Annotated in this window: 20 protein-coding genes; 11 read left to right on the top strand and 9 right to left on the bottom strand. The window is 50.0% G+C overall.

What is annotated here, in order from left to right:
• Positions 1-148 precede the first annotated feature (148 nt).
• Entirely contained in the window at positions 149-3,865 is a 3,717-nt protein-coding gene (locus HMPREF1091_RS06580; protein ID WP_002564028.1) for a phosphoribosylformylglycinamidine synthase, read from the bottom strand.
• A gap of 233 nt (positions 3,866-4,098) precedes the next feature.
• On the opposite strand from HMPREF1091_RS06580, the gene fba reads away from it, so the two are divergent.
• A complete protein-coding gene (gene fba / locus HMPREF1091_RS06575; protein WP_002564027.1) occupies positions 4,099-4,971 on the top strand; it encodes a class II fructose-1,6-bisphosphate aldolase in 873 nt (290 codons plus the stop codon).
• A 294-nt stretch (positions 4,972-5,265) separates the two neighbouring features.
• Positions 5,266-6,372: a C40 family peptidase gene (locus HMPREF1091_RS08110; protein ID WP_021736307.1), complete on the top strand. Its 1,107-nt coding sequence runs from the start codon at positions 5,266-5,268 to the stop codon at positions 6,370-6,372.
• Between the two features lie 132 nt (positions 6,373-6,504).
• On the opposite strand, the gene HMPREF1091_RS06565 is transcribed toward HMPREF1091_RS08110, so the two are convergent.
• From HMPREF1091_RS06565 to sufC, 8 genes are all read right to left on the bottom strand, one after another.
• Positions 6,505-7,254 carry a DUF3658 domain-containing protein gene (locus HMPREF1091_RS06565; protein ID WP_002564025.1) on the bottom strand — a complete coding sequence of 250 codons (750 nt, stop codon included), beginning with the start codon at positions 7,252-7,254 and terminating at the stop codon, positions 6,505-6,507.
• 43 nt (positions 7,255-7,297) lie between these two features.
• Positions 7,298-7,843 carry a DUF4256 domain-containing protein gene (locus HMPREF1091_RS06560; RefSeq protein WP_002564024.1) on the bottom strand — a complete coding sequence of 182 codons (546 nt, stop codon included), beginning with the start codon at positions 7,841-7,843 and terminating at the stop codon, positions 7,298-7,300.
• An 89-nt stretch (positions 7,844-7,932) separates the two neighbouring features.
• Positions 7,933-8,379: an RrF2 family transcriptional regulator gene (locus HMPREF1091_RS06555; RefSeq protein WP_002564023.1), complete on the bottom strand. Its 447-nt coding sequence runs from the start codon at positions 8,377-8,379 to the stop codon at positions 7,933-7,935.
• The gene (gene sufU / locus HMPREF1091_RS06550; RefSeq protein WP_002564022.1) at positions 8,379-8,840 is read right to left on the bottom strand and encodes a Fe-S cluster assembly sulfur transfer protein SufU; all 462 of its coding nucleotides are present in this window, start codon (positions 8,838-8,840) and stop codon (positions 8,379-8,381) included. The genes HMPREF1091_RS06555 and sufU overlap by 1 nt, the downstream gene beginning before the upstream one ends.
• Complete coding sequence (locus HMPREF1091_RS06545) at positions 8,833-10,092, bottom strand: aminotransferase class V-fold PLP-dependent enzyme (RefSeq protein WP_002564021.1); 1,260 nt, start codon at positions 10,090-10,092, stop codon at positions 8,833-8,835. Before HMPREF1091_RS06545 ends, sufU begins: the two co-directional genes overlap by 8 nt.
• Positions 10,093-10,099: 7 nt before the next feature.
• On the bottom strand, positions 10,100-11,227 hold the full coding sequence (locus HMPREF1091_RS06540) for a SufB/SufD family protein (RefSeq protein WP_002564020.1): 1,128 nt from the start codon (positions 11,225-11,227) through the stop codon (positions 10,100-10,102).
• A complete protein-coding gene (gene sufB / locus HMPREF1091_RS06535; protein ID WP_002564019.1) occupies positions 11,227-12,630 on the bottom strand; it encodes a Fe-S cluster assembly protein SufB in 1,404 nt (467 codons plus the stop codon). Before sufB ends, HMPREF1091_RS06540 begins: the two co-directional genes overlap by 1 nt.
• Positions 12,630-13,397, bottom strand: a complete 768-nt coding sequence (gene sufC, locus HMPREF1091_RS06530) for a Fe-S cluster assembly ATPase SufC (protein WP_002564018.1) — start codon at positions 13,395-13,397, stop codon at positions 12,630-12,632. Before sufC ends, sufB begins: the two co-directional genes overlap by 1 nt.
• A 328-nt stretch (positions 13,398-13,725) precedes the next feature.
• On the opposite strand from sufC, the gene gatC reads away from it, so the two are divergent.
• The 9 genes from gatC (at position 13,726) to HMPREF1091_RS06485 (ending at position 26,679) form a co-directional block, all read left to right on the top strand.
• On the top strand, positions 13,726-14,043 hold the full coding sequence (gene gatC, locus HMPREF1091_RS06525; RefSeq protein ID WP_002564017.1) for an Asp-tRNA(Asn)/Glu-tRNA(Gln) amidotransferase subunit GatC: 318 nt from the start codon (positions 13,726-13,728) through the stop codon (positions 14,041-14,043).
• The gene (gene gatA / locus HMPREF1091_RS06520) at positions 14,043-15,539 is read left to right on the top strand and encodes an Asp-tRNA(Asn)/Glu-tRNA(Gln) amidotransferase subunit GatA (protein WP_002564016.1); all 1,497 of its coding nucleotides are present in this window, start codon (positions 14,043-14,045) and stop codon (positions 15,537-15,539) included. The genes gatC and gatA overlap by 1 nt, the downstream gene beginning before the upstream one ends.
• Positions 15,536-17,074: an Asp-tRNA(Asn)/Glu-tRNA(Gln) amidotransferase subunit GatB gene (gene gatB, locus HMPREF1091_RS06515; protein WP_002564015.1), complete on the top strand. Its 1,539-nt coding sequence runs from the start codon at positions 15,536-15,538 to the stop codon at positions 17,072-17,074. The genes gatA and gatB overlap by 4 nt, the downstream gene beginning before the upstream one ends.
• Positions 17,075-17,088: 14 nt before the next feature.
• Complete coding sequence (locus HMPREF1091_RS08105) at positions 17,089-17,481, top strand: GIY-YIG nuclease family protein (RefSeq protein ID WP_002564014.1); 393 nt, start codon at positions 17,089-17,091, stop codon at positions 17,479-17,481.
• The gene (locus HMPREF1091_RS06505) at positions 17,435-18,106 is read left to right on the top strand and encodes a histidine phosphatase family protein (protein WP_002564013.1); all 672 of its coding nucleotides are present in this window, start codon (positions 17,435-17,437) and stop codon (positions 18,104-18,106) included. Before HMPREF1091_RS08105 ends, HMPREF1091_RS06505 begins: the two co-directional genes overlap by 47 nt.
• Positions 18,107-18,176: 70 nt before the next feature.
• Positions 18,177-19,580: an asparagine--tRNA ligase gene (asnS, locus tag HMPREF1091_RS06500; RefSeq protein WP_002564012.1), complete on the top strand. Its 1,404-nt coding sequence runs from the start codon at positions 18,177-18,179 to the stop codon at positions 19,578-19,580.
• 119 nt (positions 19,581-19,699) lie between these two features.
• A complete protein-coding gene (locus tag HMPREF1091_RS06495; RefSeq protein ID WP_002564011.1) occupies positions 19,700-19,888 on the top strand; it encodes a type II toxin-antitoxin system RelB/DinJ family antitoxin in 189 nt (62 codons plus the stop codon).
• A 54-nt stretch (positions 19,889-19,942) separates the two neighbouring features.
• Positions 19,943-23,086, top strand: a complete 3,144-nt coding sequence (locus HMPREF1091_RS06490) for a PD-(D/E)XK nuclease family protein (protein ID WP_002564010.1) — start codon at positions 19,943-19,945, stop codon at positions 23,084-23,086.
• A complete protein-coding gene (locus HMPREF1091_RS06485) occupies positions 23,086-26,679 on the top strand; it encodes a UvrD-helicase domain-containing protein (protein ID WP_002564009.1) in 3,594 nt (1,197 codons plus the stop codon). Before HMPREF1091_RS06490 ends, HMPREF1091_RS06485 begins: the two co-directional genes overlap by 1 nt.
• The last annotated feature ends 61 nt before the right edge of the window (positions 26,680-26,740 follow it).

Here is a 26,740-nt window from a genome sequence, read left to right as displayed (position 1 = left end):
GCCGATAAAACCGGGAAGGGAAATAAGAAACAAACGAGAAGGACGCCTGTCATCTGGCAGGCGTCCTTTTTTGCAGGGTATCGGCATGCAATCTAGCTATCGGGCAGGCTAGCCGTCTTACTATGCTGGCTTTTGTGCGCGTTTCTCATCAGCTAAAGTAGGCAACTCCGCTTTCAAAAAGGGGCTGGAAGGTGGTACCAGCAACGTTTTTGTAGAGGTCCTTATCGTAACGCTCCGTATGGCCCATCTTACCCAGAACGCGTCCATCAGGGCTGGTAATGCCTTCAATAGCCCATGCAGAGCCATTAGGATTGACGTCCAAGCCCATGGCGGGGATACCGTTTTCATCGCAATATTGCGTGGCAATTTGACCGTTTTTCTCAAGAGAAGAGAGCAACTCTGAAGAAGCAACAAAACGGCCTTCACCATGGCTGATGGCAATGGTGTGAATGTCATCCACTGAACACTGGGAAAGCCATGGGGACGCATTGGAAGCTATGCGCGTGCGCACAAGTCGGCTTTGATGGCGGCCAATGGTATTAAAGGTGAGGGTGGGGCAGTGTTCATCCATGGGAACAATGTCGCCATAAGGAACCAGACCCAATTTAATGAGTGCCTGGAAGCCATTGCAGATACCAAGCATCAGTCCATCTCGGTTGTTTAAAAGATCGCGGACTGCTTCGGTAACCTCAGGTGCGCGGAAGAACGCGGTAATAAATTTGGCAGATCCATCGGGTTCATCGCCACCAGAAAAGCCGCCAGGAATCATAACAATCTGAGATGAGCGGATATACTGGGCAAGCTGTTTGGTTGACTCGGCAACCGCCTGAGGGCTGAGGTTGTTGATGACAAAGGTTGTGGGAAGTGCTCCTGCACGCTCAAATGCGCGCGCGGAGTCATACTCACAGTTGTTTCCAGGGAACACGGGGATGATTACTCGTGGTTTGGCAATAGCGGCATGTGCGTGGGCCCTGCTGGATGCTACAAAGCTCACCTTGTGGGTGGTCTGAGCTGAGCTGCGGTAAGGATATACACCTTCCAGCGCGGATTCCCAGGTTTCCTGCAGCTTGGCAAGGTCAAGCGTTTCATTGCAGGCAACAAAGCGGTACTCTGCGGTGGTTGTGCCAAGGTAAGAGACGGTGAGGTTTGCAGGAATTTGGGGCAGGTCCACATTTGGGGCAAGCTCAACAACAAAGCTGCCGTAGGCTAGGCTCAGCAGGCTTTCTGCCGAGAAGTGCTCATCAAGCTTGACGCCAATACGGTTGCCAAGGCAGGATTTAAACAGTGCCTCTGCTACACCACCATAGCCAGGAGTGGTTACACTAACGGCTATCTTGGACTGGATGAGCTGTTCTATAAAGTTCAGAGCAGCGATAAGTGAAGAAGCCTCGGGCATGATGCCGTCAGCAGTATAGTGAGGAACCACTGAAATAAGCTGGTGATTGGCGGCCTTAAACTCAGGGGAAACAACCGTATCTGTCTTGCCACAAGCGGTTGCAAATGAGACCAGGGTGGGAGGGACATCGAGCTTCTCAAAGGAGCCAGACATGGAGTCCTTACCACCAATGGCACCAACGCCCAAATCAACTTGAGCCATGAGGGCACCAAGTACGCTGGCGACGGGCTTACCCCAACGCGTGTCCTCTGTGCGTAGACACTCAAAATACTCTTGGAAGCTTAGATATGCATCTTTGCGCTTAAAGCCAGTGGCAATCAGTTTGGAAAGTGACTCTACTACCGCGCAATAGGCGCCGGCGTATTGATTTTTCTCACAGAGATAGGGGTTAAAGCCCCAGGCCATACCAGAGCAGGTAGTGGTAGTGCCGTCTACAGGAAGCTTAGCTACCATGGAAAGAGCTGGTGTGAGTTGGTGGGTGCCACCAAAGGGCATGAGTACCGTTGCTGCGCCAATGGTGGAGTCAAAACGCTCAGACAGACCCTTGTTAGAAGCAACGTTACTATCAGATACCAGCGAGTTCATCTGTTGTGCAAAGCTTGTTCCATCCCACTTGGGTACGAAGGGTTCACTGGCAGTGACGTGTGCATTTTGATGTTTGGGAGCACCGTTAGACGCGAGAAATTCTCGAGAAATATCTACGATAGTGTTGTCATTCCAGTGCATGACCAAGCGTTTTGCCTCGGTAACTGTTGCGACGGGCGTAGCTTCCAGGTTTTCCTCATGTGCATAGCCTAAGAAGGTCTCTACATCTGTAGAGGCAAGAGCTACAGCCATGCGTTCTTGAGATTCACTCAAAGCGAGTTCTGTGCCGTCAAGGCCTTCGTATTTTTTGGGCAGAGCATTAAGGTCAATTAAAAGCCCATCGGCAAGCTCACCAATGGCTACGCTTACCCCGCCTGCGCCAAAATCGTTGCAACGTTTAATAAGCTGGCATGCATCTTTGCGGCGGAACAAGCGTTGGAGTTTACGCTCAACAGGGGCATTACCCTTTTGAACCTCTGCACCACAGTCTTCCAAAGAATCCATGTTATGTGCCTTGGATGAGCCCGTTGCACCACCAATACCGTCACGGCCCGTACGGCCACCCAGCAAGACGATAACGTCACCAGCGGCAGGTTCTTCTCGGCGGACATGTTGAGCAGGAGTAGCAGCTACAACAGCACCAATCTCCATGCGCTTGGCTATATATCCTGGATGGTACAGCTCATTTACCTGGCCAGTTGCCAAGCCAATCTGATTGCCATAAGAAGAGTAGCCTGCAGCAGCTGTGGTTACAAGCTTGCGTTGAGGCAGCTTACCCTCAAGCGTTTGAGAAATGGGAACCCTGGGATCGCCTGCACCCGTAACACGCATGGCTTGGTATACATAACTACGGCCGGAAAGCGGGTCGCGAATAGCGCCGCCAATACAGGTTGCTGCGCCGCCAAACGGCTCGATCTCTGTAGGATGATTGTGCGTCTCATTTTTAAAGAGGAAGAGCCAGTCTTCATCCACGCCGTTAACATCTACTTTGACCTTAACGGTGCAGGCATTGATTTCATCGGACTCGTCCAGATTGGTGAGAATCCCCTGGTGTTTGAGATATTTTGCACCAATGGTACCCATGTCCATAAGGCAAATGGGCTTGTGATCACGTCCCAGCTCATGGCGCATGGCAAGGTACTTCTGGAAAGCCTCTTGGACAACGGCGTCATCAAATGTGATGCTGTCCAGTTCTGTGCCAAACGTGGTGTGACGGCAGTGATCCGACCAATACGTGTCAATCACTTTAATCTCTGTAATGGTGGGGCAGCGACCTTCTTGGGCAAAGTAGCGCTGGCAAAATTGAATATCAGCTAAGTCCATTGCCAGACCCTGCTTGGCGATAAACGCTGCGAGTTCGTCTGTAGAAAGCGTGAGGAAGTCATCGAGAATTTCTACAGCCTTGGGGACTGCAAGTTGCATCTGTAGGGTTGAAGGCAGCTCAAGGGAGGCTTCGCGTGCTTCAACCGGATTGATAACATAATGTTTAATAGCAGCAACATCTGCATCACTCAGATTGCCATACAGTAAGTAGACTTTTGCAGAACGAACGGTTGGGCGCTCGCCTTGACCGATGAGTTGGATACACTCACTGGCAGAATCCGCACGCTGATCAAACTGACCAGGCAAAAACTCAACAGCAAACAGGATGGCATCGTCTGCAGCAGGCATGTCCAAAGACACGGTATCTACCTGCGGCTCACTAAATACGGTTGGAATGCACTTCTCAAAGAGTTCCTGCGAAATGCCCTCGGTATCGTAGCGATTGATAATGCGCACATCACTCAGCGAGGAAATACCAAGTGTGTCACGAAGCTCAGTGCATAAGGCGTGAGCCTCTCCAGCAAACTCGGAGCGCTTCTCGACAAAAACACGTAAGACCATCTGTCCTGCCCTTCTGTGGGTTACAAGTGCTGCTTGTTGAGTTGTGTGTTTACACCTCTACATCATACGTCGCTCTGCCAACAAGTTGGTCGATAAATGCAGTGTTCACTTGATAGAAAGAAATAAGACATGTCCACCAGTTTTTATTTGTTGCAGTTTGTGGCATGTATACAGATGCGATAAAGGTATTATTGAATTGGTACGGTTTTAATCCTATATAGATGGAGGCTTACATGCTTGTTAATGCAACAGCAATGCTTCAGAGCGCAGAGCGCGGCCACTATGGTATTGGTGCATTTAACACCAACAACCTTGAGTGGGCATCTGCCATTTTGGATGCAGCCGAGGAACTTCAATCTCCACTCATCATTCAGTGCACCGGTGGTGCTGCTAAGTGGCAAACGAGCTTCAAGATTGTTTCTTTAATGGTTCATCAGCTGGTTGAGGACAAGAACATTACCGTTCCTGTTGCTCTGCACCTTGATCATGGTACCTATGAGCAGTCTTTGGAGTGCATTGCTGCTGGCTTTACGTCCATTATGTACGATGGCTCCCATGAGGAGACCTTTGACATTAACTTGTCTCGTACCGAGGAGATCGTAAAGCTTGCTCATGCCAAGGGTATTTCTGTTGAAGCTGAAGTTGGTGGCATTGGTGGTACCGAGGATGGCGTAACCTCCAACGGCGAACTTGCTGATCCTAATCAGTGCAAGCAGATTGCAGACCTTGGTGTAGATTTCTTGGCTTGTGGTATTGGTAACATCCATGGTCTGTATCCCGCTAACTGGGCTGGCCTGTCCTTTGAGCGCCTGAGCGAGATTAAGGCTCTGACAAAGGATTTGCCTTTGGTACTTCATGGTGGCACTGGTATTCCAGTAGACCAGATTAAGAAGGCTATTGAGTTGGGTATTTCTAAGATCAATGTAAACACGGATCTTCAGGTTGCCTTTGCCGCTGCAACACGTGCCTATATTGAGTCTGGTGCTGATAAGCAGGGCAAGGGCTACGATCCTCGTAAGCTTCTTAAGCCTGGTCGCGATGCTATTGTTACCCGCACCAAGGAGCTCATGGTTGAGTTTGGTTCTGACGGTAAGGGTTGGAACTAAGTTCATCTGCGCGTAGCATAGCGTTATTTTTGCTTTAATGCATACAAATGCCCTCTTTGCCAATACTCGGTAAAGGGGGCATTTTTAACATATTTTGGGTCTCAACTAACCCTCTAGTTCAAGTAACCCTACAAAAAGATAAAACATATAAATTCATAAATATATAGCTGTTCACCTGGGTATATGTACACGAGTAAAAATAGGTGGAACAGCTTGACAATGCTGAGTAAAATTAAGGAGATTCTTTCGGCAGCAGGCCTGCTGCTTATTTGTACCCGATCAGGAAGAGGCCCTATGACTCGAAAGATGTATCAAAAAGTTGTTGCTGCCATGCTCACAACTTCTTTATCGGTATGTACCGTTGGCCTGGCGCTTCCTCAGGTTGCTGTTGCAGACGAGTCTTCTGCTGCGCTTCAGGCAAAGCTTAATGATGCCAAGACTCAATTGAATAAGCTGTATGAGCAAGCTGAGCAAGTGGGCGAGGCTCTCAATGAGACACAGGTCCAGCTTGATTCCACCAATAAGGACATTGAGCAAACCAATAAGGACATTGAAGCCAAGAAGGCAGAGCTGGCAGAGGCTCAGAAAACGCTTTCAGGCCGTGTATCTGCTAACTATAAAAGCGGCGGCACCTCAATGCTCGAGATTATTTTGAGCTCGTCCAATTTTGAAGAGCTGGCCAATAATCTGTACTACGCTCAGAAGGCCAATGAGTCTGACGAGAAGGTCATTGGTCAGGTAAAGACTGTTCAGGCCGAACTTGACGCAAAGCAGTCTCAGCTTACTGAGCAAAAACAGCAGCAAGAAAATTTGCTTGCTACTCAAAAATCCCAGCAGGCAGAGCTTAACGAGCAGTCCAAGAAGGCTGAGGAGTACGTAAATAATCTTGACCAGCAGGTTAAGGACAAAATGGAAGAGGAGCGCAAGGCTGCAGAGGCCGAGGCTCGCGCCAAGGCAGAGGCTGCTAAGAAGGCAGCAGAAGCTAACAACGGCAACTATTATGATCCCTCTTCTGTCAATAACGGTGGCAACAGTGGCAAGAGGAGCTCAGGCAGCTCTCAGGTAAGCAGTAACTGGCGCAACCAGGTTATTGCAGCTGCTACCTCTAAGATAGGTGGCGGTTATCGCTTGGGTGCCAGTGGTCCTAGCATTTACGATTGCTCTGGCTTGACGCAGTATGCCTATAGCACTATTGGCATATATATTCCTCACAGCTCTGCTTCTCAGGCTGCGTATTGCAATAAGCCCGCTTCTCAGGCTCAGCCTGGCGATCTTGTCTGGCGCCCCGGCCATGTAGGTATTTACATTGGCGGTGGCACTACCATTGAGGCAATGAGCCCCAGTCAAGGAATCACCTATGGTTCTTTGAGCAGCTTTAGTCGTGCTGGTTCACCCGTGTAAGGGCAGTATAAGTATAAAGTCGCAGTCAAAGCTAGTACATTCAATCTAAAAATCCGATCGCATTTGAGTGGTCGGATTTTTGTTTCAGATTGTATCAGGCGCTGTTGGCTTGGTAACGGGCTAGACAGGTATTCAGACTTTAAAAGTAATAATGCCTTTTTGCATAAGTTTTGTAATGCGGAACTGATAAAAATCTGGATTAAGCATGCCACCTGTTTTTTGTGAGAGAGACTCCATAAGCCTCCACGCGATATTTGGTAGTAGGTACTGTTGTTTTTCTTCTTCGCTCATCGATTTGTATGGGTTGGCTGCGTCATAGGCTTTGCAAAAGGCAATGATATCTTCATCAAGTACATCCTCATTACAACTTATTGGAACACCATTTGGCGCAAGGCGCAAAGGAGCATTTTCCTTTACTAACTTTTGCCACTGCTGTGCACAGGTTTTTTGGTCCAGATCAAAGCCTGCATCGATAAGCTCGGTTAAAAATGCGGTATTAACATGCTTGTCATCAAGCCATAGTATTGATGGAGTAACAAGCTCTATACCTTTGATACCCTGCAGCTTTGTCTGTGGATCTACTAGTGAGCTTATATATAACAAACCAAGCGCCGCATAAGGGTAGGGAAGCATCCAGACTCTTAGTGCTTCTGCCTGTGCAACGATGGTGAGAAAGGCTTTGTATCGTTGTTCAAAATCTTGATCGATGCTATATCCCAGACGCAGTAACTCTGACTTCCTCTCTTTAGGAGTCATGGTGTTGATAGCACCAAAACATACACTATCTGGAAAAACCGCTATTTCTCCTAGTGAGTAGTCTTCTCGTGCCGCAAGTTTAAGCGTGCTTTCACTTGTACTATCAAAGCAAACGTCTACAAGCATATCTCTGTTACCCCCCCACAGTTACCTCTTATAAAGTTACGAGCTAGAGGCATACCATGGTACGGAAACCACGGCTTCCATAGTACGAATCTGCTCCATTATGAAAGGTAAAAACACGGCCATAGCGTTTCTCGCAAAAGAGTGCACCGCCATGGGAGCGTAGGTCTTGTGGTGTGGCCACCCAACAAGATACTTTGGTATCAAGCTCTACAACCTGCTGGATAAGATGATACTCAGCTTCTGTAAGGAGGCAAGCAGAGCTGCCCCAAGCTGCAATGACATCTTCAACGCTGGAGCGAGGAGGGTTCTTTTTACGATTGATTAATACCTCATGGTCGTAACATAGGCTGGTACGGTCTTTGGTGGGTTTGGCATAGCAATCTACAAATAAAATCGCATACTCAGGGGTGGCCAGTGCTTCAATAACGTCGGGTTCACCGCCTGTAGACTCCATGGCGTACAGTGCTGTTTGAGCATCCTTGCTGGCAGCAATTGCATGAGAAACAAGGTCCCAAGAGATGGTGGGATGGCGCTCTGTATGCCTTTCAAAACGTGTTTGTAAAACAGCAAGAAGCTCACTGAGTTCCATGGGGCTCCCTTCTCATGCGCATTTAATAACGCAGTTACAGTGTAACACTACCGAACGCAGCAGCACCAAGGGTGCGCCTGTGGGCTTAGTTACAGTGCACTGAAGCTAGGCATATCACCTTTTTGATCGTCGGGAATTAAATCGGTGAGGCGCTTGCTGTCCAAAAATTGACTGGTAACCATCCCCAAATCACGCCAAATAGGCAGCGTGGTGCAGGTTTTGATATGCTCACAGATTTCGCCAGAGCTGCAGTCAAGACAGGTAACGGGAGCCAAGGTTCCCCCTTCTGCAACGCGTAGAATTTCTCCGAGCGTATACTCCTCAGGCTTACGAGACAGCTTGTAGCCGCCGCCTTTACCGCGTTGGCTATCCACCAGACCACCCTTAAGCAACAAGGAAGTAACCTGCTCAAGATACTTGCGAGAAATACCTTGACGCTTGGAAATATCGCCTAAAGAAACCCATCCCTCATGTACTGCCAGATCGGACATGACGCGTAGGGCATAGCGACCTTTAGTGGAAAACATGCCAGCCATTAGCTGCTCACCTCGTTAGCGGATTGATTGCCGGATTGTGCGAGCATCTCGTCAAGTGTACGCCACGCAAGCTCTGCACATTTTACGCGTGCAGGCATGCGTGAAATGCTTTCAAAGCAGCTTGCATCTTCAAGCTGAGCCAGTACGGCAGGATCGGTTTCCTCGCCACGAATCATGCGTTCAAAAAGGGCACAGGCATCACGGGCTTGAGCAATAGTTTTGCCTTCTACCAGCTCACTCATCATATCTGCGGAGGCTTGGCTAATGGCACAACCGCTACCCGTCCAGCTTGTCTCGTCAATCGTGCCATCACTGGCAAGGCGAATGTGCAGGGTAAGGTCGTCACCACAAGAGGGGTTGATGCCTTCATGTGAACAGGTAGCGTCTTCAAGCTCATAGTTATAGTCCGGATGGGAAACATGGTCCATCAGAGCCTGCGAATAAATAGTGCTATTAGGCATGAAAAATCTTCCTTACGTTGTGCAGGCCATCAATGAGCTGGTCTATGTCGTTCTTATCGTTGTACAGCGCAATGGATGCACGGCAGGTGCTGTCCACGCCAAGCCATGCGAGCAGAGGCTGAGCACAGTGGTGGCCGGCGCGAATAGCCACACCAGACATGTCGAGAATGGACGCCACATCATGGGGATGTACGTTGTGCATGCTAAAGGCTACAGAACCGATATGTGCATCTGGCTGTTGAGGGCCATGGACATCAATAAAGTCCAGGGTATTGAGCTGCTCACACAGATATGCTGCAAGCTTGCGCTCGCGCTGCTCTATTACATCCATGCCGATCTGCTCGATATACGTAAGTGCTGCGTCAAAAGCATAAATACCAGCAGCGTCTTGGGTGCCGGCTTCAAACTTCATGGGCACAGGTGCCCAGCTGGCCTGGGTTTCTGTGACGGAATCGATCATTTCTCCACCCGTCAGGAAGGGAGGCATGGCGTTAAGGATGTCGAGCTTGCCCCATAGCACGCCAATGCCCATAGGACCAAGCGCCTTGTGTGCCGAGAAGGCCATGAGGTCGCAATCCAGATCCTGTACATCAACCGTAAGATGCGGAACACTTTGTGCACCATCTATGATGGCGACGGCACCCATTTGGTGCGCGCGGGCAATAATATCCTTGGCAGGGGTTTCTACACCCAAGACATTGGAAACCTGCGTTACCGAGACAAGCTTGGTCTTGGGGCCAATAGCGGCATCAATTTGCTCTTGTGTGATAGTGCCATCCTTACGAGGGCGTAAATAGATAAGCTTTGCGCCTACCTGAGCACAGAGCTGCTGCCAAGGAATGAGGTTGGAGTGGTGTTCCATAATGGAAATAACCACCTCATCACCCTCATGAATAAGCTGCTTGCCAAGGGTTTGTGCAATCAAATTAAGAGACTCAGAAGCATTGCGAGTAAACACAATTTCTTCTGGACGTGCGGCTCCAATGTGGGCAGCTACATGCGCACGGGCCTTCTCGATAGCCTGAGTTGCTTGGACCGAGAGGGTGTACAAACCACGCAGAGGGTTGGCGTTCATGGTCTCATAGAAGGATTTTTGAGCCTCCAGCACGACCGCAGGACGCTGAGCTGTGGCGGCACTATCCAAAAAAGCAAGCTGAGGGTTGTTGACCAACAGAGGAAAATCTTGCTTAAACGGATTGCTTGTAATGTCGGTAGTCGCGCTGCTGGTGATCTGATGGGTATTGTGGTTCATATACAACTTACCTCTGTTCCAGTTCTTGGGCATCTTGCGTGCCATAGATACGCTCGGTTGCCGCAATAACGCTGCGACGAGCTTCGGGCGTGTGTGCGTGTACGTAGGCATCATCACACACGGCATGTGAGATAAGCTCAATAGCCTGCTGTTCTGTGAGTCCGCGGGCGTTCAGGTACTCAAGCTGCTCGGGCGAAACAGCGCCTACAGTAGCTCCGTGATCTCCCGCTACGTCGTCCTCACCGCACAAAATAGTGGGCAGGCTCTTGTTGATTACATTTTTGCCAGCCAATACCACGGTTTCATTTTCAAGACCCGCGGCACCTTTAGCGCCGTGGATAAGGTCAATGGTGTCACGCAGGGTTTTTGATCCGCCGTCTTCCAGTACACCAGAAATAGCAATGTCGCAGCGTGTATTGCAGCCGCGCATGCGAGCGGTGTAGTTCATATCGAGCGTTTCTTTGTTGCGTACAAGGTAGCGCACGTATAGATCGGCGCGCGAGTTATCGCCAGCTAGATTAACGGCCATGCCACTTGCCGTGGTTGCGCCAGAAAGTACAAACTGCTTGGATTCAAGCATTGCGCTGTCCTGTAGCTCTATACCTATATTGTTGAGGTAGCTACGATTATTTCCGCAGGTAAAGCTGGTGAGAATAACATGCGCACCGGGGCGTGCAATAACGCGCAGACCTTGAGCTGCAGCGATAGGCGTATCGGAGGCGTCTGCAGTGGTAGCGGCATTAGCAGCATTGGTAGCGGTACCGGCGCGGTCAGTTCCTGCCTCAGAGCCTTCGCGCGTCTCTACGATGGTGATGGTTGCAGTAGCGTTCTCTTCTACCACAATATCGGTGGCAAGGTAGGGGTTTGTATCGGAAACGAGAATATCCACGTCTTGCGTAGTACTTGCGGGAACCGATATGGTGTTGCGCGCACCAGCTATCTGGTCAATCCAGGTAGCTGCCTGCATGCCCGATCCCATTTCCAGCGCGTCCAGCTCTGCTGTGCGCGCAGGAACAGCCGCAGGCTCAAGGGGTTTATCGGCAGCAGGAACCTGCAGCGTGATGTCATTTATATGTAAGTAATTCCAGGTCTGAGCAACGGGAGTGTTGACGCCTGTGAGCGTTTGAACTGCCATTATCCAATTGCCCCTTCCATTTCTAGCTTAATGAGGTTGTTCATCTCAATGGCGTACTCTAAAGGAAGCTCCTTTGAGACGGGGTTAGCAAAGCCGTTGACAACCAAAGTACGTGCTTCTTCTTCAGAGATGCCACGGCTCATGAGGTACAAAATGGTGTCGTCAGAGATGCGACCAATGGTTGCTTCGTGTCCAACGGATGCTGTGGCACAGCGTACGTCCATAGCAGGAATGGTGTCAGAACGGCTGATGTCATCGAGCATGAGGGAAGCGCAGCTTACCGTGGCCTTTGCGCGATCTGCCGCGGGCGTTACCACAATGGAGCTGCGGAAGGTGGAGATGCCGCCGCCCTTGGAGATGGATTTGGTTGAGATAGAGGTCTTGGTATCGGGGGCAGACATGATGACCTTGCAACCGGTGTCCAAGTTTTGTGTGGCGCCAGCAAAAGTAATACCCGTAAACTCACAGGTAGAGCCTGCACCGGTAAGGAAGGTAGAAGGATAGAGGTAGCCCACGTGGCTACCAAAACTGCCAGAAACCCACTCCATGTTGCCACCCTCTGCCACCTGAGCACGCTTGGTATTGAGGTTGTACATGTTTTTTGACCAGTTCTCGATGGTGGAGTAGCGCAGGCTTGCATTTTTGCCTACAAAGAGTTCTACGGCACCAGCGTGAAGATTGGCTACGTTGTATTTAGGTGCCGAGCAACCCTCAATAAAGTGCAACTTAGCACCGGGTTCAACAATAATAAGCGTATGTTCAAACTGGCCAGCACCTGCTGCATTAAGACGGAAGTAGCTCTGGAGAGGGAAGGCAACCTCAACTCCTTCTGGCACATATACAAATGAGCCACCAGACCACACTGCGCCATGAAGTGCAGCAAACTTGTGATCATGGGGAGGAATGAGCTTCATAAAGTGCTCTTTGATGAGCTCTTCATACTCACCGTGCAGCGCTTCTTCAATACCAGAATAGACAACGCCCATCTTAGATGCGCTGCTCTGCATATTGTGATATACCAGCTCGGAGTCATACTGGGCACCAACGCCTGCCAAATAGGCACGCTCTGCTTGAGGGATGCCAAGACGCTCAAAGGTATCACGTACTTCTTCTGGCACCTCTTCCCAGGTGGTAGCCTGCTTGGTTTTGGGCGCAACATAGGTGGAGATGTGGTCCATATCCAAACCATCAATTGCAGGGCCCCAGTTAGCGGGCATCTTCATTTTTTGATAGAGTTCGAGTGAATGCATGCGTAAATCGAGCATCCACGCGGGTTCATCTTTTTTCTTGGAGATGGACTCTACAATTTCTGGTGTGAGTCCATCGGCATACCGCTCGTAGCCTTCTTCGGACTTAACAAAGTCGTAAAGACTGCGATCAATATCGTTTACTTGCTCTGTCATTACTTGCCGTCTTTCTGAGTAAAGTAGGACTCAAACTGTTCAAAGCCTTCGCGGTCAATCTCATTGATAAGATCTGCGCCACCCTCGGCAACCATGTGACCGCGCATCATCACGTGGGTCCTATCAACATCAAGACGCTCAAGAATGCGTGTGTTATGCGTAATGACGATAAGAGCGCCGTTACAGGACTCACGATAGGCCTCAATGCCGCGCGAAACCACGCCCAACGCGTCTACATCCAGGCCAGAGTCGGTCTCATCGAGAATGGCGAGCTTAGGTTGCAGCAGCAACAGTTGCAGCATCTCTACCTTTTTCTTCTCGCCACCGGAGAAACCTACGTTAAGTTCACGGTCCAAGTTAGCTGGATCCATATCAAGTTGAGCCGCAAGCTCGGCAACCCGTGCGCGGAATTGCTTGGACTTCATTTTGAGCTCGGGGCGCTTATCAACAATGGTGCGCAAATAGCTGTTAAGAGGTACGCCAGGAATTTCAACAGGTGCCTGGTAAGACAAGAAAATGCCGGCTAGCGAGCGCTTATCGGAAGAAAGCTCGGTGATGTCTTGATCATCAAATATGATGGAGCCACTGTTTACCTGATATGCGGGGTCGCCCATAATTACGTGGCCGAGAGTAGATTTACCGGCGCCATTATGACCCATCAACACGTGGGTTTGACCAGCGCCCACTTCTAAATTGATACCATGAAGGATAGTTTTATCCTCCGTGCCAGCATCAAGCTCGCTTACGCGAAGCAGAGATTGTGTCATTGTTGTTCTCCTTACGCCCGTATGGGCACTCCTCCTTACATGAAGTAGGGAATGGTTGCGCGTTGGAGTGCTCATGCATCTGTTTGCAAAAGTTAACCCTGGCAAATAAAAACCTACTTCAGTACTAGGATATTATTCCTCAATACATATGCTTTATTCCTACGAGTTTTAGGGTATTTTAGGAATCACAAGGTATATTCACAGCAACATAACAATACCTCCGGCATCTGTGCAGCCAAGTGCCGTAAAATGGTATGAATTATGTATGATGGGAGTCCCGCCGAGTTTTACTTGGACCTCCAAAAAAGACGTTACACAGGAGCTGCGCATGATGCTTTCCCAGCTAGATGTGGCCGGCATTGCCGACTATGCACGCATAGCGTTATCTGAAGATGAGTTGGCGCAAATGACAAACTATCTCAATGAGGCAATAGGGCTTTTGGATCCCATTTGTCACTATGAGCTTGAGGGGGTTGAGCCTACCTATCACCCCATTGGAGACTTATCTAATGTAATGGGAGCGGATGAGGTGGACCGTGATGTCCGCGCGCTTGATGTGGACACGGCCTTATCTAACGCATCCGTTACCAGTGAGCGCTTTTTTTGCGTACCCTCCATCTTGGGTGATGAGGAGAGCGATCGCTAGTGGCTACCATAGACGAGCTTTCTGCTGCACAGATTGCTGCGGGTGTTGCCAACGCTGAGTTTTCTGCCACCGAGGTTGTCCAAGCATCCCTTGATGCCATCGAGCAGCGTGATGCAGAAGTGCAAGCGTTTTTGCAGGTATCCGCCGATTTAGCACTTGCGGCTGCAGCAGCTACCGATAAAAACCGCGCAGCTGGAAAGCAGCTGGGCGCATTGGCGGGCGTTCCTGTTGCCTTTAAGGACAATCTTCATCTGGTTGGCACTCGTACCACTTGTGCCTCAAAAATGCTCGAGAACTATGAGAGTGTATTTACTGCTACCTGTGTTTCTCGCATGCTGGATGCAGGGGCTACCCCTATGGGCAAGACCAATATGGATGAATTTGCCTTTGGCTCTTCTACGGAGTCCAGCTATTTTCATCCTACGGCAAATCCCTGGGATGTGACACGCGTTCCCGGTGGCTCTTCAGGTGGGTCTGCTGCTTGCGTTGCTGCAGGAGAAGTGCCGTTGAGCTTGGGTTCTGATACGGGTGGATCCATCCGCCAGCCGGCATCTTTTTGCGGTGTGGTGGGATTTAAACCAAGCTATGGTGTGGTTTCTCGGTATGGTGTTGTGGCCTTTGGCTCATCTTTGGATCAGGTTGGTCCCTTTGGTCATAGTGTAGAAGATGTTGCCCTGGCAATGAATGCCTTAGTTGGTGCAGGTGTTGATTCGTTGGATTCCACCAATCAAGCATACCCGGTAGATTTTATGCGCAGCCTACACAATCCTATTGAAGGCAAGCGAATTGGCATTGTGCGCTCCATGCTGGATATGGATGGTGTTTCTTGTGAGGTACGTACGGCCATGCAGCAGGCAATGGATGCTTTTGAGCGCGTTGGCGCCGTGCTGGTAGATGTGGATTTACCTCATATTGATGCCGCTATTGCAGCATATTATGTCATAGCACCCTGTGAAGCCTTTTCTAATCTGGCGCGCTTTGATGGCGTACGCTATGGCTTTACGAAGCCTGGATGCAGCTCGTTGGCAGAGCAAACCTCTCAGAGTCGTGCAGTAGGGTTTGGCCAAGAGGCTCGCCGCAGGCAGTTGCTTGGTGCGTATTTGCTTTCCAGTGAAGCTTACAACAAGTACTACTATCCTGCTCAGCAGGTTCGTACGCTTATTACACAGGATTATACTCAGGCGTTTACCAGCTGTGATGCCTTGCTGCTGCCCACTTCACCCACAACGGCCTTCTCGTTTGGCCAGATGGAAGATCCTACGCAGATGTACGCTTCGGATCTGTTTACTATTTCCAATAATATTGTGGGTAATGCCGGCATTTCTGTGCCAATGGGGCTGGGCGAGCAGACTGGTTTGCCGGTATCGGTTCAGCTGCAAGGTCCTGCTTTTGCGGATCAGCAACTTTTGCAGATAGCCTGCGCATTGGAGCAAGAAGTAAAGGTACCGTTGCGCGTGGCACCTGCCTTTGCTGGTAGGGGAGGTGAGCTTGCATGAAGAGCTTAGCTGAGGTGTTGCAAGACTGGGAAGCTGTTATTGGCTTGGAAGTGCATACCGAGCTCACAACACTTGAAACCAAGATGTTTTGTAATTGTCGCTTAAGTCATGACGATAAGCCCAATGCTAATGTATGTCCGGTATGCTTGGGCATGCCCGGCGCATTGCCCGTGCCCAATAAAAAGGCCATTGAGTGCATAGTGATGGCAGGTCTTGCAACGCAGTGTCAGATCATGCGCCGGTCCATGTTTTATCGCAAGCATTATTTTTATCCCGACATGGCTAAGAATTTTCAAACTACGCAGGGTCCTGTGGCTTTTTGCATGCATGGCAACCTTGGACTGGAAGTAGGCAGCGCAGGCGCTGCTGAGCGCCCTAGTTTTGCTGATACAACAGCTACCGGTCAAACCATCGAGCGTGCAGCAGATGGCTCCTATACGGTGCCTATCCGTATTTTGCGTATCCATATGGAAGAGGATGCTGCAAAGATGGTGCATGTGGGTGGCGCAGAGGGGCGCATTACAGCTGCAACCCGGTCTTTGATTGATTACAACCGCTGTGGTACCCCCCTTATTGAGCTGGTTACCGAGCCTGATTTGCGTACGCCCGAAGAGGCGCGCCTGTTTATGGAAACACTCCAGCAGACCTTCCGTACACTGGGCATCTCTGATTGCTCTCTTGAGAAGGGCTCTATGCGCTGCGATGGCAACATTAGCTTGCGTCGCCGTGGCACTACCGAGCTTGGTACCAAGACAGAGATGAAAAACATCAACTCCTTTAAGAGCTTGCACGATGCCCTGGAGTACGAGATTTGTCGGCAGGCGGAAGTGCTGGAAGAAGGAGGCTGCATTTATCAGGAGACGCGCCATTGGGAACCCGTGCACAAACGTACGGTTGTCATGCGCGTGAAGGAAACCGCAGATGACTACCGTCTGTTCCCTGATCCAGATTTGGCACCGTTTGACCTGTCCGATGACTTTATCGCCGCTTGTGCTGCGCGCATCCCAGAGCTGCCCCGGCAAAAGCGCACGAGGTATATGACGCAGTATGCTCTTAAACAGACAGATGCAGCGCAGATTGCAGCAGATCCTGCCACGGCATCATTGTTTGAGAACTGCGTGGCACTGGTGGCTGCTCCGGTTGTCTCTACGGTGGCTAACGTGCTGGTAAATTTGTTGCCTGGTCATGAGGTGCACAGTCCTCAACAGCTTGCTACCCTAGCTGAGCTTCTTTTTAGCGATGCCATTAGCTTTGCTCAAGCACGAGAGGTGCTGGACATTATCAACGGCACCGCTGATGATCCTGCTAAGGTAGTGGATGAGCGAGGCATGCGTCAAACCACCGATGTGGTCCAGCTTCAGAGCGTGGTTGATGAGGTGCTGAGTCGCTGTACCGCTCAGGTGCAGCAGTATCGGGAGGGCAATACCAAGGTGGTTGGGTTTTTGGTTGGTCAGTGCATGAAGGCCAGCAAGGGTAGCGGTAACCCCAAACTCTTTAATCAGCTTTTGGTTAAAAGTCTTTCTGAATCTGAATAGGGTAGCGCGCTGTAATGAGCTATTTCATATACATGCTGCGCTGTGAGGACAATAGTTTATACACGGGCATAACGGTGGATGTAGCTCGACGTATAGCAGAGCATGTGAGCGGTGGTTCTAAGGGAGCAAAGTATACGCGCTCTCATAAGCCCATTGCTCTGGAAGGTCTGTGGAAAACACAGGATAAAGCGGCGGCCTCATGGCTTGAATGGCGTATAAAACATTTGACGCGCTCACAAAAGGATATGCTTTTGCAAGCGCCACAGCAGGTGCATGATCTGGCACAAGCTGCACAAAAACAAACAGGGATGTTTGAAGTGGTGAGCGCACAAGAGCGCAAGCAACTCTGGAAGGAGTTTGATGACAAAACATCTGTATCTGATGCGTCATGCAGTGACCGTATTTAATGAGCGCAAAAAGATTCAAGGCTGGTGCGACTCTCCGCTGTCTCCCTATGGAGAAGCACAGGCAAAGCGCGTTGCAGATATGCTGGATGAGCGTGGCATTCAGTTTGATCATGCCTATTGTTCTACTTCTAGTCGTACAGCCCAAACGCTTATGCTTGCTACCCGCAATAACCTGCCTTTTGAGCGTTTGGATGAGCTGCGTGAGTATGGGTTTGGCTTACTTGAGGGAGAAAGCACCAGGCTGGCTCCACCGGTGCCTTTTGGCGCTGCACTTGTGCAGTATGGTGGCGAGTCCACCTATCAGGTAACCAGGCGTATGGTAACTGCGCTTACACGTATTATGGACAAGCCTGATCATCAAAACGTGTTGGCGGTCAGTCACGGGTCGTCCTCATTGGCTTTTTACGATGCGTTTCTCGCCAACAGTAAGATCAAGCTGGCACTACCTGATGGTTCGGACAAGGCCGCTATAGCCATGCCAGGCAATGCGTCCATTATTCACTACAGCTACGAGGATGGTCAGTTTAGTGCACAAGAAGTTCTGGAGCCTGACTTTAGTGACTTGGACGAGCTTCATCTGAACGAGAAAACCATTCATCCCCGTTGGTTGTATGAGCACCTATAAGTACACTCGTTGCGTGGTATTGTAACGAGAGGAAACACCGTAATGGAGAGCTGCTATAAGGAGGTCCCTTTTGGATCGTACAAGAATTGCTTCTTTATATGCAACGCCTGAGGCATTTAGTGGCGTTGAAGTAACCTGTGCAGGTTGGATTCGCTCTGTACGTGACATGAAAAATTTTGGCTTTGTCACGCTTAATGACGGAAGCTGCTTTAAGGATCTGCAGGTGGTTATGAACCGTGACCAGCTTGCTTGTTATGATCAGATTGCAGCTCAGAATGTGGGTGCCGCACTGATTGTGGTGGGTAAGCTTGAGCTAACCCCTGATCGTCCCCAGCCGTTTGAGCTACAGGCGCTTTCGATTGAGGTGAAGGGGGAGTCAAGCCCTGATTATCCCATGCAAAAGAAGCGCGCTTCTCGAGAGTTTTTACGTACGCAGCAGCATTTACGGAGCCGTACCAATCTGTTTCGTGCCGTATTTCGCGTTCGTTCTGTAGCTGCCTTTGCCATCCATGAGTTTTTTCAAACGCGCGGCTTTGTGTATGTGCATACGCCCATCATTACTGCGTCTGACGCCGAGGGTGCGGGAGAAATGTTTCGCGTAACCACGCTTGACGTAAGCAATCCTCCCAGGCTTGAAGACGGTAGTGTGGATTGGTCTCAGGATTTCTTTGGCAAAGCTACCAACCTTACGGTTTCTGGTCAACTGCAGGCAGAAAACTTTGCCCTGAGCTTTGGTGATGTCTATACCTTTGGTCCCACGTTTCGCGCAGAGGACTCCAATACCCGCCGACATGCTGCGGAGTTTTGGATGGTGGAGCCAGAGATGGCCTTTGCTGATCTCAATGATGATATGGTATGCGCAGAAGAGCTGCTCAAGTATGTTATTTCTTCTGTTATGACCACATGTCCGGATGAGCTCGACATGCTTACCAAGTTTGTTGATAAGGGTTTGCTGGAGCGCTTAAAGCATGTGGCCACTTCTGACTTTGCACGTGTGAGCTATACCGAGGCCATTCAGATTCTCGAGAAGGCCGTGCAGGATGGTCAACACTTTGAATATCCCGTTTCTTGGGGCGTGGATCTCCAGACCGAGCACGAGCGTTTCTTGACCGAGAAGCACTTTGGTAAGCCCACCTTTGTAACCGACTACCCTGCAGCTATTAAAGCGTTTTATATGCGCTTGAACGATGATGGCAAAACGGTAGCTGCCGCGGATTGCCTGGTCCCTGGTATTGGTGAGATCATTGGTGGCTCTCAGCGTGAAGAGCGTCTTGAGGTGCTTGAGCAGCGTATTCGTGATTTGAATATGGATCCAGAGGAGTATCGTTACTACTGTGATCTGCGCAGGTATGGCAGCTGTCGTCATGCGGGGTTTGGTTTGGGATTTGAACGCCTTGTCATGTATCTGACCGGCGTTGATAACATTCGCGATGTGTTGCCGCATCCTCGTACGGTTGGTAATGCCGATTTTTAAAAAATAAAATAAGAAAATGAAATAACACGGCCATTTGTACGACTGGTCGTGTTATTATTTAACACAGAGGGTATAACTAAATTATACTAAGTCATACTAAAAACAAAGTAGAGTCGCACATGCAAGATAAGATGACACCCGTAGTAGCCAAAATTCTTCCATCGGAGAAGGACAAATTTTTTGCTGCTACAGAACAAATTGGTACTACACCCTCTAATGCAATTAGGATGTTTATCTCGGCATTTAATAAAGCTGGGACCTTTCCTTTTGAGATTGGCGTGTCTCGTTGCGAGGTTTCTGACAAATAGTGTCTGAGCAACCCGCTACCATAGGGTTGTATACATCTCCGGAACGGGATTGCTATGGCTGTGACTTACATCTCTATACAAACCACTGCGCTGTTATCTCAGCCTGTCTTGGATCAGCTGCGTGCTTCTCTTGAGCGCTGTGGTCGCGCCGTGTTGTTAGTACCAAGCTATGAAAAGGTGCTCGAGGTACAAAAAGCACTTGCCACTCATGAGGGGCTTACGCTTGGGGCAACGGTGAGCACCCCGCCTATCTGGGTGGAAGAACAGTGGCGTTTGTATGGTTCGGGCGAGCGCTGCATTGATCCAGTTTCTCGCGTAATACTGGCTCGCAGTGCTTTGGATACCTATACCAACCAGCATGAAGAAAGCTGTTTGCATACTGGTGAGGGTAGCTTGCGTATGCTTGCCCAGCTGGCTCAAGATGGACTTTTTGCAGTTCCTAATAAGGATGGTCAGCTTCTACCAGAACAACTACCCGTCAGTGCCCGCAGCTCACAAGGTTCTTATAGCGCTGGTGAGTTGGACATGTTAGGCTGCCTTGCGCTCTACAAGCAGGTGATTGCCCAGCATCAGTTTATTGAGCCATGTGAGGTATATGTTCGTTTGGGACAGTTGTTGCCAGCCAATCAATCCATGCCATCTGTGGTGTTTGCAGGCTTCTTGTCTTTCTCGGCAGCTCAAGAAAAGTTGATTGAAGGCTTGGGCAACTTGCATGAGGTTGTGGTTGTAAGCTATGAAAGGCAGCTGGATACTCAGCCTGCGCGCAGTGATATAGCCGTAGAGCTGCTGCATGCAGCCGGTCCTTCTGCGCAGTGGGAGCTTGTTGCTTCACAGGTGACACAGTTGGTGTCTCGTGGTGTGCGCAATATTGTGGTATGTACTAACAAGACAAATGAAGCATGGAATCAGTTGATGCCTAAGCTGGCTCAGCAGGGGATACAGGTACAGGCTGCTGTAGCTACACCTCTGTTTTCTACGGTTACTGGCGTTGGGTTTTTTAACTTTGTTTCTTGTGTCGCGCGTTTACTTGAGCTTGAAGAGACATGGCCTGCGCCGTCAGAAGGTCCGTGGGGAGAAGAGCGTACGCTGGGATCCATGGACTGGTGGCCTCCCGCTCCGCTTATAGATTTTTTACTCTCCGATAGCGCAGGAACCGATACCAAACAAATCTGGCAACTGGATCGTAGGTGGCGTGGTAATCGTATTCTTACTCCTACCAAGGTGCTTGCAGACTTAGGTAAAACCTCGCTTACCTCTGCGCGGGTAGCTCAGGCAACCCGTGATTTACAGCATGGCAAGATTGCTGCTGCGGCTCACAAAATCTGTTTGGCACTTGAGGCGCAACATAAAGCTGCTCCATCAGCACAGCTGCAAGACCAGATTGCTCTGATGTCAAATATTGCAGCAATACTGCGCCAAATTACCGCTCTGTATCCGCAAAAAACCCAATCGCTGGGTGCATATTTGCAAAACGTTGTTGCGCTCCTTAAAGTCCTTATGGAACGCGGGAACTTTGTTACCAAAACCATGGCTTTTACAAGCCAGGAGACGGATTGCGATAAAGAGCCTGCTGTCGAGCAAGGCGGCGTGCCTGCCACCGAGCAAAGCGGCGTGCTTGCTACTGATCAAAGTGGTGCGTCTGCTAGCTCCTCCCACAAAGGTGAGTCTACAGCTGCTTGCGTGCGCCTTATGTCTTCGCAGGAGGCTGCCTTATTGGAGCCGCGTAGTATAGAAGCACTTATCTACACCGGTATGACCACTGCAGAAATGCGTATTGTGGTTGATGATGGAGCGCTCATGCAGCTGGAAGATGCCTTGCAGCTGTATCGTCCTACGAGGGATTTGGCATCCGTTCGTATGCAATTTTTGCGTGCGCTTGAGGCGCCCACCGTTGCTGTATTACTTGAGCGTTCGTTGACGGATGAGGATGCAAAACCCACTTTCCCAGCGGTTATGTTGTCTGAATTTATGCAGGAATATGGCTGTGATTCGGATAAGCCGTCCAACAAAAATATTGTGCCTTTTCCTATTTACTCAGCAGGTGAGGACAACATTACACAAAATATTTCTGCTGCAAGTAAGCGTGATGTAAAAGGTCAGTCGTGCGCGCCCTTACCAGCGGGTAAGGTAAGTGCTAAGCTCACTCCTTTGGTTGTTGCTTCTCGTAGAGGGGCACTGCCGGGTGAGGAGCTTGTTCTTTCTGCCTCGCAGATTGAGTCCTATTTGGAATGTCCGTATAAGTGGTTCAGCTTGCGCCGTCTTGGCTTAAGTAGCATAGATGCGGGTTTCTCTAACTTGGAAAAAGGTTCATTTGCTCATCGGGTGCTTGAGGTTACCCATCGTGCTTTACTGCGTGAGGCTGCTGGCGTTGCTCCCTTTGGTGATATGAGCGAGGTCGCCTTTACAGATCCACGGGAGCGCATTGTTGGTTCGCGCATTACGGATCAGACCATCGAGCATGCACGCGAGCTTTTATCGACTGAGTTTGATGCTCACTATGTACATCAGCTCCAGCGTGCCGAGAAGCTCAGTGATCAAGCACTTATTCCTCATGTGGCTTCTCAAAAAGAAGAGCTGCGGTATTTTAAGGAAGACTTGCTGGAGTCCTTGTCCTTTCAAAAGGACAAGCTGCTTGGGTTTGAGCCGCGCTATTTTGAATTGCGTTTTGGCGGAAAGCAGGGGGTTCCTGTAACGTATGCGGGAGTCAACTTTATTGGTAGCATCGACCGCATTGATGTGGACGAGGCGGGCCATGCACTCATCATTGACTATAAGTATAGAAGCGCCATAGGTGGTGAGTACAAGCTCTTCAATAAAGATGATGAGTTTGATCCTACGGTGTTGCCTCGCCATGTGCAGTCACTGATATATGCGCAGGTAGTTCGCAAGTATTTGGCTGAGCAAAATCTCACCTCGGTTGGCGCGGTATATCTTGGCATCAAGCGTCCCTATGATCTGTCCGGTGCCATGCCCGCCTCGTTTGTCGAGCGGATATGGGGTCAGCAATGGTCGGATCGCTTTAAGAGCGTTTGTGCCGGGCAGACCATAGAAGATTTTTATGCATATCTTGATGCTTGCGAGCAGCGCATTGCTGAGTATATTGAGCTGCTCAAGGCTGGTCATATCGAAGCAAATCCTCTGGATGCCCATGCCTGTAATTACTGCCCTGTCACCAACTGTGAAAAGAGGCGTGCCTAATGGACTTCTCAACCTTCATGGAGGGACAAAAGAAAACCGTTACGACCCTCGATAAAACCTTGTTTGTTGCAGCTGGTGCGGGTTCGGGTAAAACGTTTACGCTTACCCAGCGTGTAGCGTGGGCCCTTATGCCTGGTTCGGGTAAGGACGGTAAACCGTATTTAGATTCTATTGATCAGTTACTGGTTATTACTTTTACGCACGCGGCGGCAGAGGAAATCAAAGAGCGCGTACGTACCACCCTCAAAAAGGAAGGACTGACTCAGGCCGCTCTTGAGGTAGATGGGGCATGGATTTCTACCATTCATGGCATGTGTGGTCGTATTTTGCGTGCTCATGCGCTTGCTTTGGGTATTGATCCTGAGTTTACAATGCTGGATTCGGTAGCACAAACCCAGCTTATGAATACCGCAATCGAAGAAGTGCTCAGGCTCATTGAGGGAGACACTCAGTATGCCCCCTTGTTTACGTTGCATCGTGCACGAGCTAAGACTCTGAGTAATGAGGAGTCTAAGCAGTCGGTTGCTGGCATGATTTTTGACCTTATGCAAAAGGTGACCAATTCTCCCGTTGGATTTGATGCGGTGAGTTTCCCAGGTGCTCCTTTTGTGGCATCCGAGCAAGTACAAGGGCTTTCTGCTTGTTATAAAGAGCTGTTGGATGCGGCGCTTGATGCACAAAAATCTTCGGATCTTACAGAACCACTTAGTCATGCTATTGCTACACTTAATGCATTTGTCATACAAGATTCTTGTCTGCAAACACCCTCTGCCGTGTTCGATGTGGTATCGGCTTTGCACAGACCTAATGGCAAGGTTTGGCGGGGTAAGGTATTGAGTCCGCTGTGTAAAGAAGTGCAGTTTGCTTATGATGAGGTTTTGTTTGAAGCTACCAGTGCTCATGAACAAGAGCTCAGCTCGCTTCTTATGTCGTTGGCACGTCGCGTTTGGGAGCACTATCGCTTTCTTAAGCAAAGTCAAAGTGCCTTAGATAATGACGATCTTCTGACTATGGCAGCAGATGCACTGCAAGACCATCCAGAGTTGGCTGCACAGTATTCTGATCGCTTTAAATTGGTCATGGTGGATGAGTTCCAGGATACCAGTGAGCAGCAGGTACGGATGATTAAGCTGCTTTCTGGTGTGGATGCCTGCCATCTTACAACGGTGGGCGATGCCCAGCAGTCTATTTATCGCTTCCGCGGTGCTGATGTTGATGTGTTTTTGCGCAGAGCACAAGAGTTGCCTGAGGCAAACAAGCCACAGCTGAGTGAAAACTTCCGCAGTCACGATGATATTTTGCGTTTTGTGGCTACGGTATGCGGAGCGCCGGGTATGTTGCCCAACTTCATGGACCTTGTCGCCAAGCGAAAAGAAGATCACAGCTGGAGTGCAGCTGATGTGCCGCGCATCTATGCTGAGGTGACCAAGCGCAGCTATGGCGTGAATAAAGACTGCGCAGTGCGTGCTGCGGCAGAGCAAATGGCAGATCGCATTGCGTACTTTGTTAACGAGAAGCACGTCAAAGCTGGTGATGTTGCGCTGCTTATGAGCAAGCTTAAATATGCGCCGGTATATGTAGAGGCTCTGCGTGCGCGTGGCATAGATAGTGTGGTTACGGGAGGGTCGGGCTTCTCGACAGCGCCAGAGGTGTTAACGGTGGCTCATTTGGTAAGTGCCCTGTCCAACCCATACAACTCAAGTCGTTTGTTTGAGCTGCTCACAAGCGATATGTTTGGCCTTGATGCAGACGATATTTTACTTTTGGCCACAACGCTTGACGAGCAAACCAATACCCCCTGTAAGCAACCTTTGGAATACGGCCTTTGGTCAGATGCTCTGCCTTTTGAGCATAAACCATCGGCGCGCTTGCAAACTGCTATGACGGTGCTTAATCAAGCGTGGGATCAGCTGCCGTCCAAGCCCCTCTATGAGGTGGTTAAGCAGGTCCTTCATGCCTCTGGTTGGTTGGCACGTCTGGAACATACCAGTGCTGCCAATACTGCAAAGGCTGCAAATATCTTGGCCTGTGTACGCTATCTTAAACAGCTGTGTGAGACCTATTGTTTGGGTGCCCGTCAGATCTGCAGCATGTTTGATACTTGGCTTGCCCGCTCAAAAATTTCTCCTGCTACTTTGGTGGGCAGCGAGCTCAATGCGGTGTCCGTTATGACCATTCATGCATCTAAGGGCCTTGAGTTTCCTCTGGTAGCGGTTGTAGATGCATTGGATGACCCCGCGTTTAAGCCCAGTTCAAGTGGCCTGTTGGCAAGTTATCAGGATAATGCCATTATCTGTGGTCTGCGACCGTCTGGTTCTGCTCCTGCCGCAAACTATGAGCTGCCCGAGCAGCTGGACGCGTTCTGCTCTGCTGCGGATGTACGCCTGTTTTTAGAAGAACAGGATGCTGCAGCCGAGGCAGCCGAGAAGATCCGCTTGCTATACGTAGCGCTGACCCGTGCCAAAGAAGCTGTTATTTTGCATGTGCCCCTCATGCTTAGCTCTAAGAGCATTACTCCTGTACTGGGAGCACAGGTGGGGACACTATTATTTGGTGATGTGCGTGAGCTTGCCGCTGGTGTGCATGAGCTGAATTGCGATGCAGGGGCGCAGGGGTGTGCACGCGTGGTCAGTTTGGGTGTCCGCAAAGATGAAGAGGGCCACAAGACTGTAGTGGTAGATGATCCTACTAACTGCGGAGTTGTTCAAAAGCTTGCGGAGCTGTGTTCGTCTGAGGACGGGTCGGATGCTGTGCAGGACAAGCAGCAGGACAGCTCGCAGGATTTTGTGCTGTACACAGCTGCCGCTACAAAACCACTGCAACAGCGTAGCGCAGGTGCACATGACGGCATTTATAGTTATTCCGCTATTGCACCTCAGCTTGCCGAGAAGGACGCCCATCAAGAGAGCCTTCCGCAGGATACCCATGCATATGTGCAGTTTGGTCTTGCAGCAAGTATGGATGTGGGCCAAAACGCACGGGGTTCACAGGAAACACTGGATCAAGATACGGGACTAAACCCCAGCTCCTTAACTCTGTTCGCTCATGAAGATAACCCTGATGACACCCAACCTAAAGCTACAAACTTAGGTTCTGCCTTCCATGAGCTTGCGCAGATAATGGCACAAACACACACGTCTGTCTCGCAAGAACAGATCCAACGTCTTGCGCTAAGCTGGGACTGTAGTCGTTTGCAGCTACGGCGTTTGCAGGCAGCGCTACAGCGTTGGGAGCATTCGGATATACGCGCAGAAGTGCTGTCCTATGCACAGGTGCAGCCCGAGGTTCCCTTCTTCTGTGAGCGTAAGTCTGAGTTTGGGCAGTATATAGAGGGTGCGATTGATCTTTTGTGCACCAATCCAGGCGATAAAAGCGCACTGGTGGTGGACTACAAAACCGGTGATGCCCATAAGACGGCAGAACAGTTGTATGAAAGCCATAAACTGCAGGCACAAATCTATGCAGACGTGCTGTTACGCCAGGGTTTTGAGTCTATTGCGTGTGCCTTTGTCTGTGTTGAGCGTGACGATGGTGAAGGACAACCTGTGGTAGTTCGATATACATTTTCTAAAGCCGCAGGAATCAAAGAGTAGTACCAAGCACAACGCTTGTGTTTGAGCTATGCTTATGCAAGAGCAAACACATGTTCTAGAT

Origin of the sequence: Atopobium minutum 10063974 (genome assembly GCF_000364325.1) — a bacterium.
Lineage (GTDB): Bacteria > Actinomycetota > Coriobacteriia > Coriobacteriales > Atopobiaceae > Atopobium > Atopobium minutum.
The sequence above is the reverse complement of the archived record's forward strand: the minus strand, read 5'-3'. Positions and strand labels throughout refer to the sequence as shown.

What these genes read in the sequence shown, in the direction of transcription:
- HMPREF1091_RS06560 (WP_002564024.1), bottom strand. Translation starts at nt 7,843, where the DNA reads ATGGAACTCAGTGAGCTTCTTGCTGTTTTACAAACACGTTTTGAAAGG.
- HMPREF1091_RS06505 (WP_002564013.1), top strand. Translation starts at nt 17,435, where the DNA reads ATGACAAAACATCTGTATCTGATGCGTCATGCAGTGACCGTATTTAAT.
- gatC (WP_002564017.1), top strand. Translation starts at nt 13,726, where the DNA reads ATGATGCTTTCCCAGCTAGATGTGGCCGGCATTGCCGACTATGCACGC.
- HMPREF1091_RS08105 (WP_002564014.1), top strand. Translation starts at nt 17,089, where the DNA reads ATGAGCTATTTCATATACATGCTGCGCTGTGAGGACAATAGTTTATAC.
- HMPREF1091_RS06580 (WP_002564028.1), bottom strand. Translation starts at nt 3,865, where the DNA reads ATGGTCTTACGTGTTTTTGTCGAGAAGCGCTCCGAGTTTGCTGGAGAG.
- sufC (WP_002564018.1), bottom strand. Translation starts at nt 13,397, where the DNA reads ATGACACAATCTCTGCTTCGCGTAAGCGAGCTTGATGCTGGCACGGAG.
- sufB (WP_002564019.1), bottom strand. Translation starts at nt 12,630, where the DNA reads ATGACAGAGCAAGTAAACGATATTGATCGCAGTCTTTACGACTTTGTT.
- HMPREF1091_RS06565 (WP_002564025.1), bottom strand. Translation starts at nt 7,254, where the DNA reads ATGCTTGTAGACGTTTGCTTTGATAGTACAAGTGAAAGCACGCTTAAA.
- gatB (WP_002564015.1), top strand. Translation starts at nt 15,536, where the DNA reads ATGAAGAGCTTAGCTGAGGTGTTGCAAGACTGGGAAGCTGTTATTGGC.
- fba (WP_002564027.1), top strand. Translation starts at nt 4,099, where the DNA reads ATGCTTGTTAATGCAACAGCAATGCTTCAGAGCGCAGAGCGCGGCCAC.
- HMPREF1091_RS06495 (WP_002564011.1), top strand. Translation starts at nt 19,700, where the DNA reads ATGCAAGATAAGATGACACCCGTAGTAGCCAAAATTCTTCCATCGGAG.
- HMPREF1091_RS06490 (WP_002564010.1), top strand. Translation starts at nt 19,943, where the DNA reads ATGGCTGTGACTTACATCTCTATACAAACCACTGCGCTGTTATCTCAG.
- HMPREF1091_RS06555 (WP_002564023.1), bottom strand. Translation starts at nt 8,379, where the DNA reads ATGGCTGGCATGTTTTCCACTAAAGGTCGCTATGCCCTACGCGTCATG.
- HMPREF1091_RS06540 (WP_002564020.1), bottom strand. Translation starts at nt 11,227, where the DNA reads ATGGCAGTTCAAACGCTCACAGGCGTCAACACTCCCGTTGCTCAGACC.
- HMPREF1091_RS08110 (WP_021736307.1), top strand. Translation starts at nt 5,266, where the DNA reads ATGACTCGAAAGATGTATCAAAAAGTTGTTGCTGCCATGCTCACAACT.
- HMPREF1091_RS06485 (WP_002564009.1), top strand. Translation starts at nt 23,086, where the DNA reads ATGGACTTCTCAACCTTCATGGAGGGACAAAAGAAAACCGTTACGACC.
- sufU (WP_002564022.1), bottom strand. Translation starts at nt 8,840, where the DNA reads ATGCCTAATAGCACTATTTATTCGCAGGCTCTGATGGACCATGTTTCC.
- HMPREF1091_RS06545 (WP_002564021.1), bottom strand. Translation starts at nt 10,092, where the DNA reads ATGAACCACAATACCCATCAGATCACCAGCAGCGCGACTACCGACATT.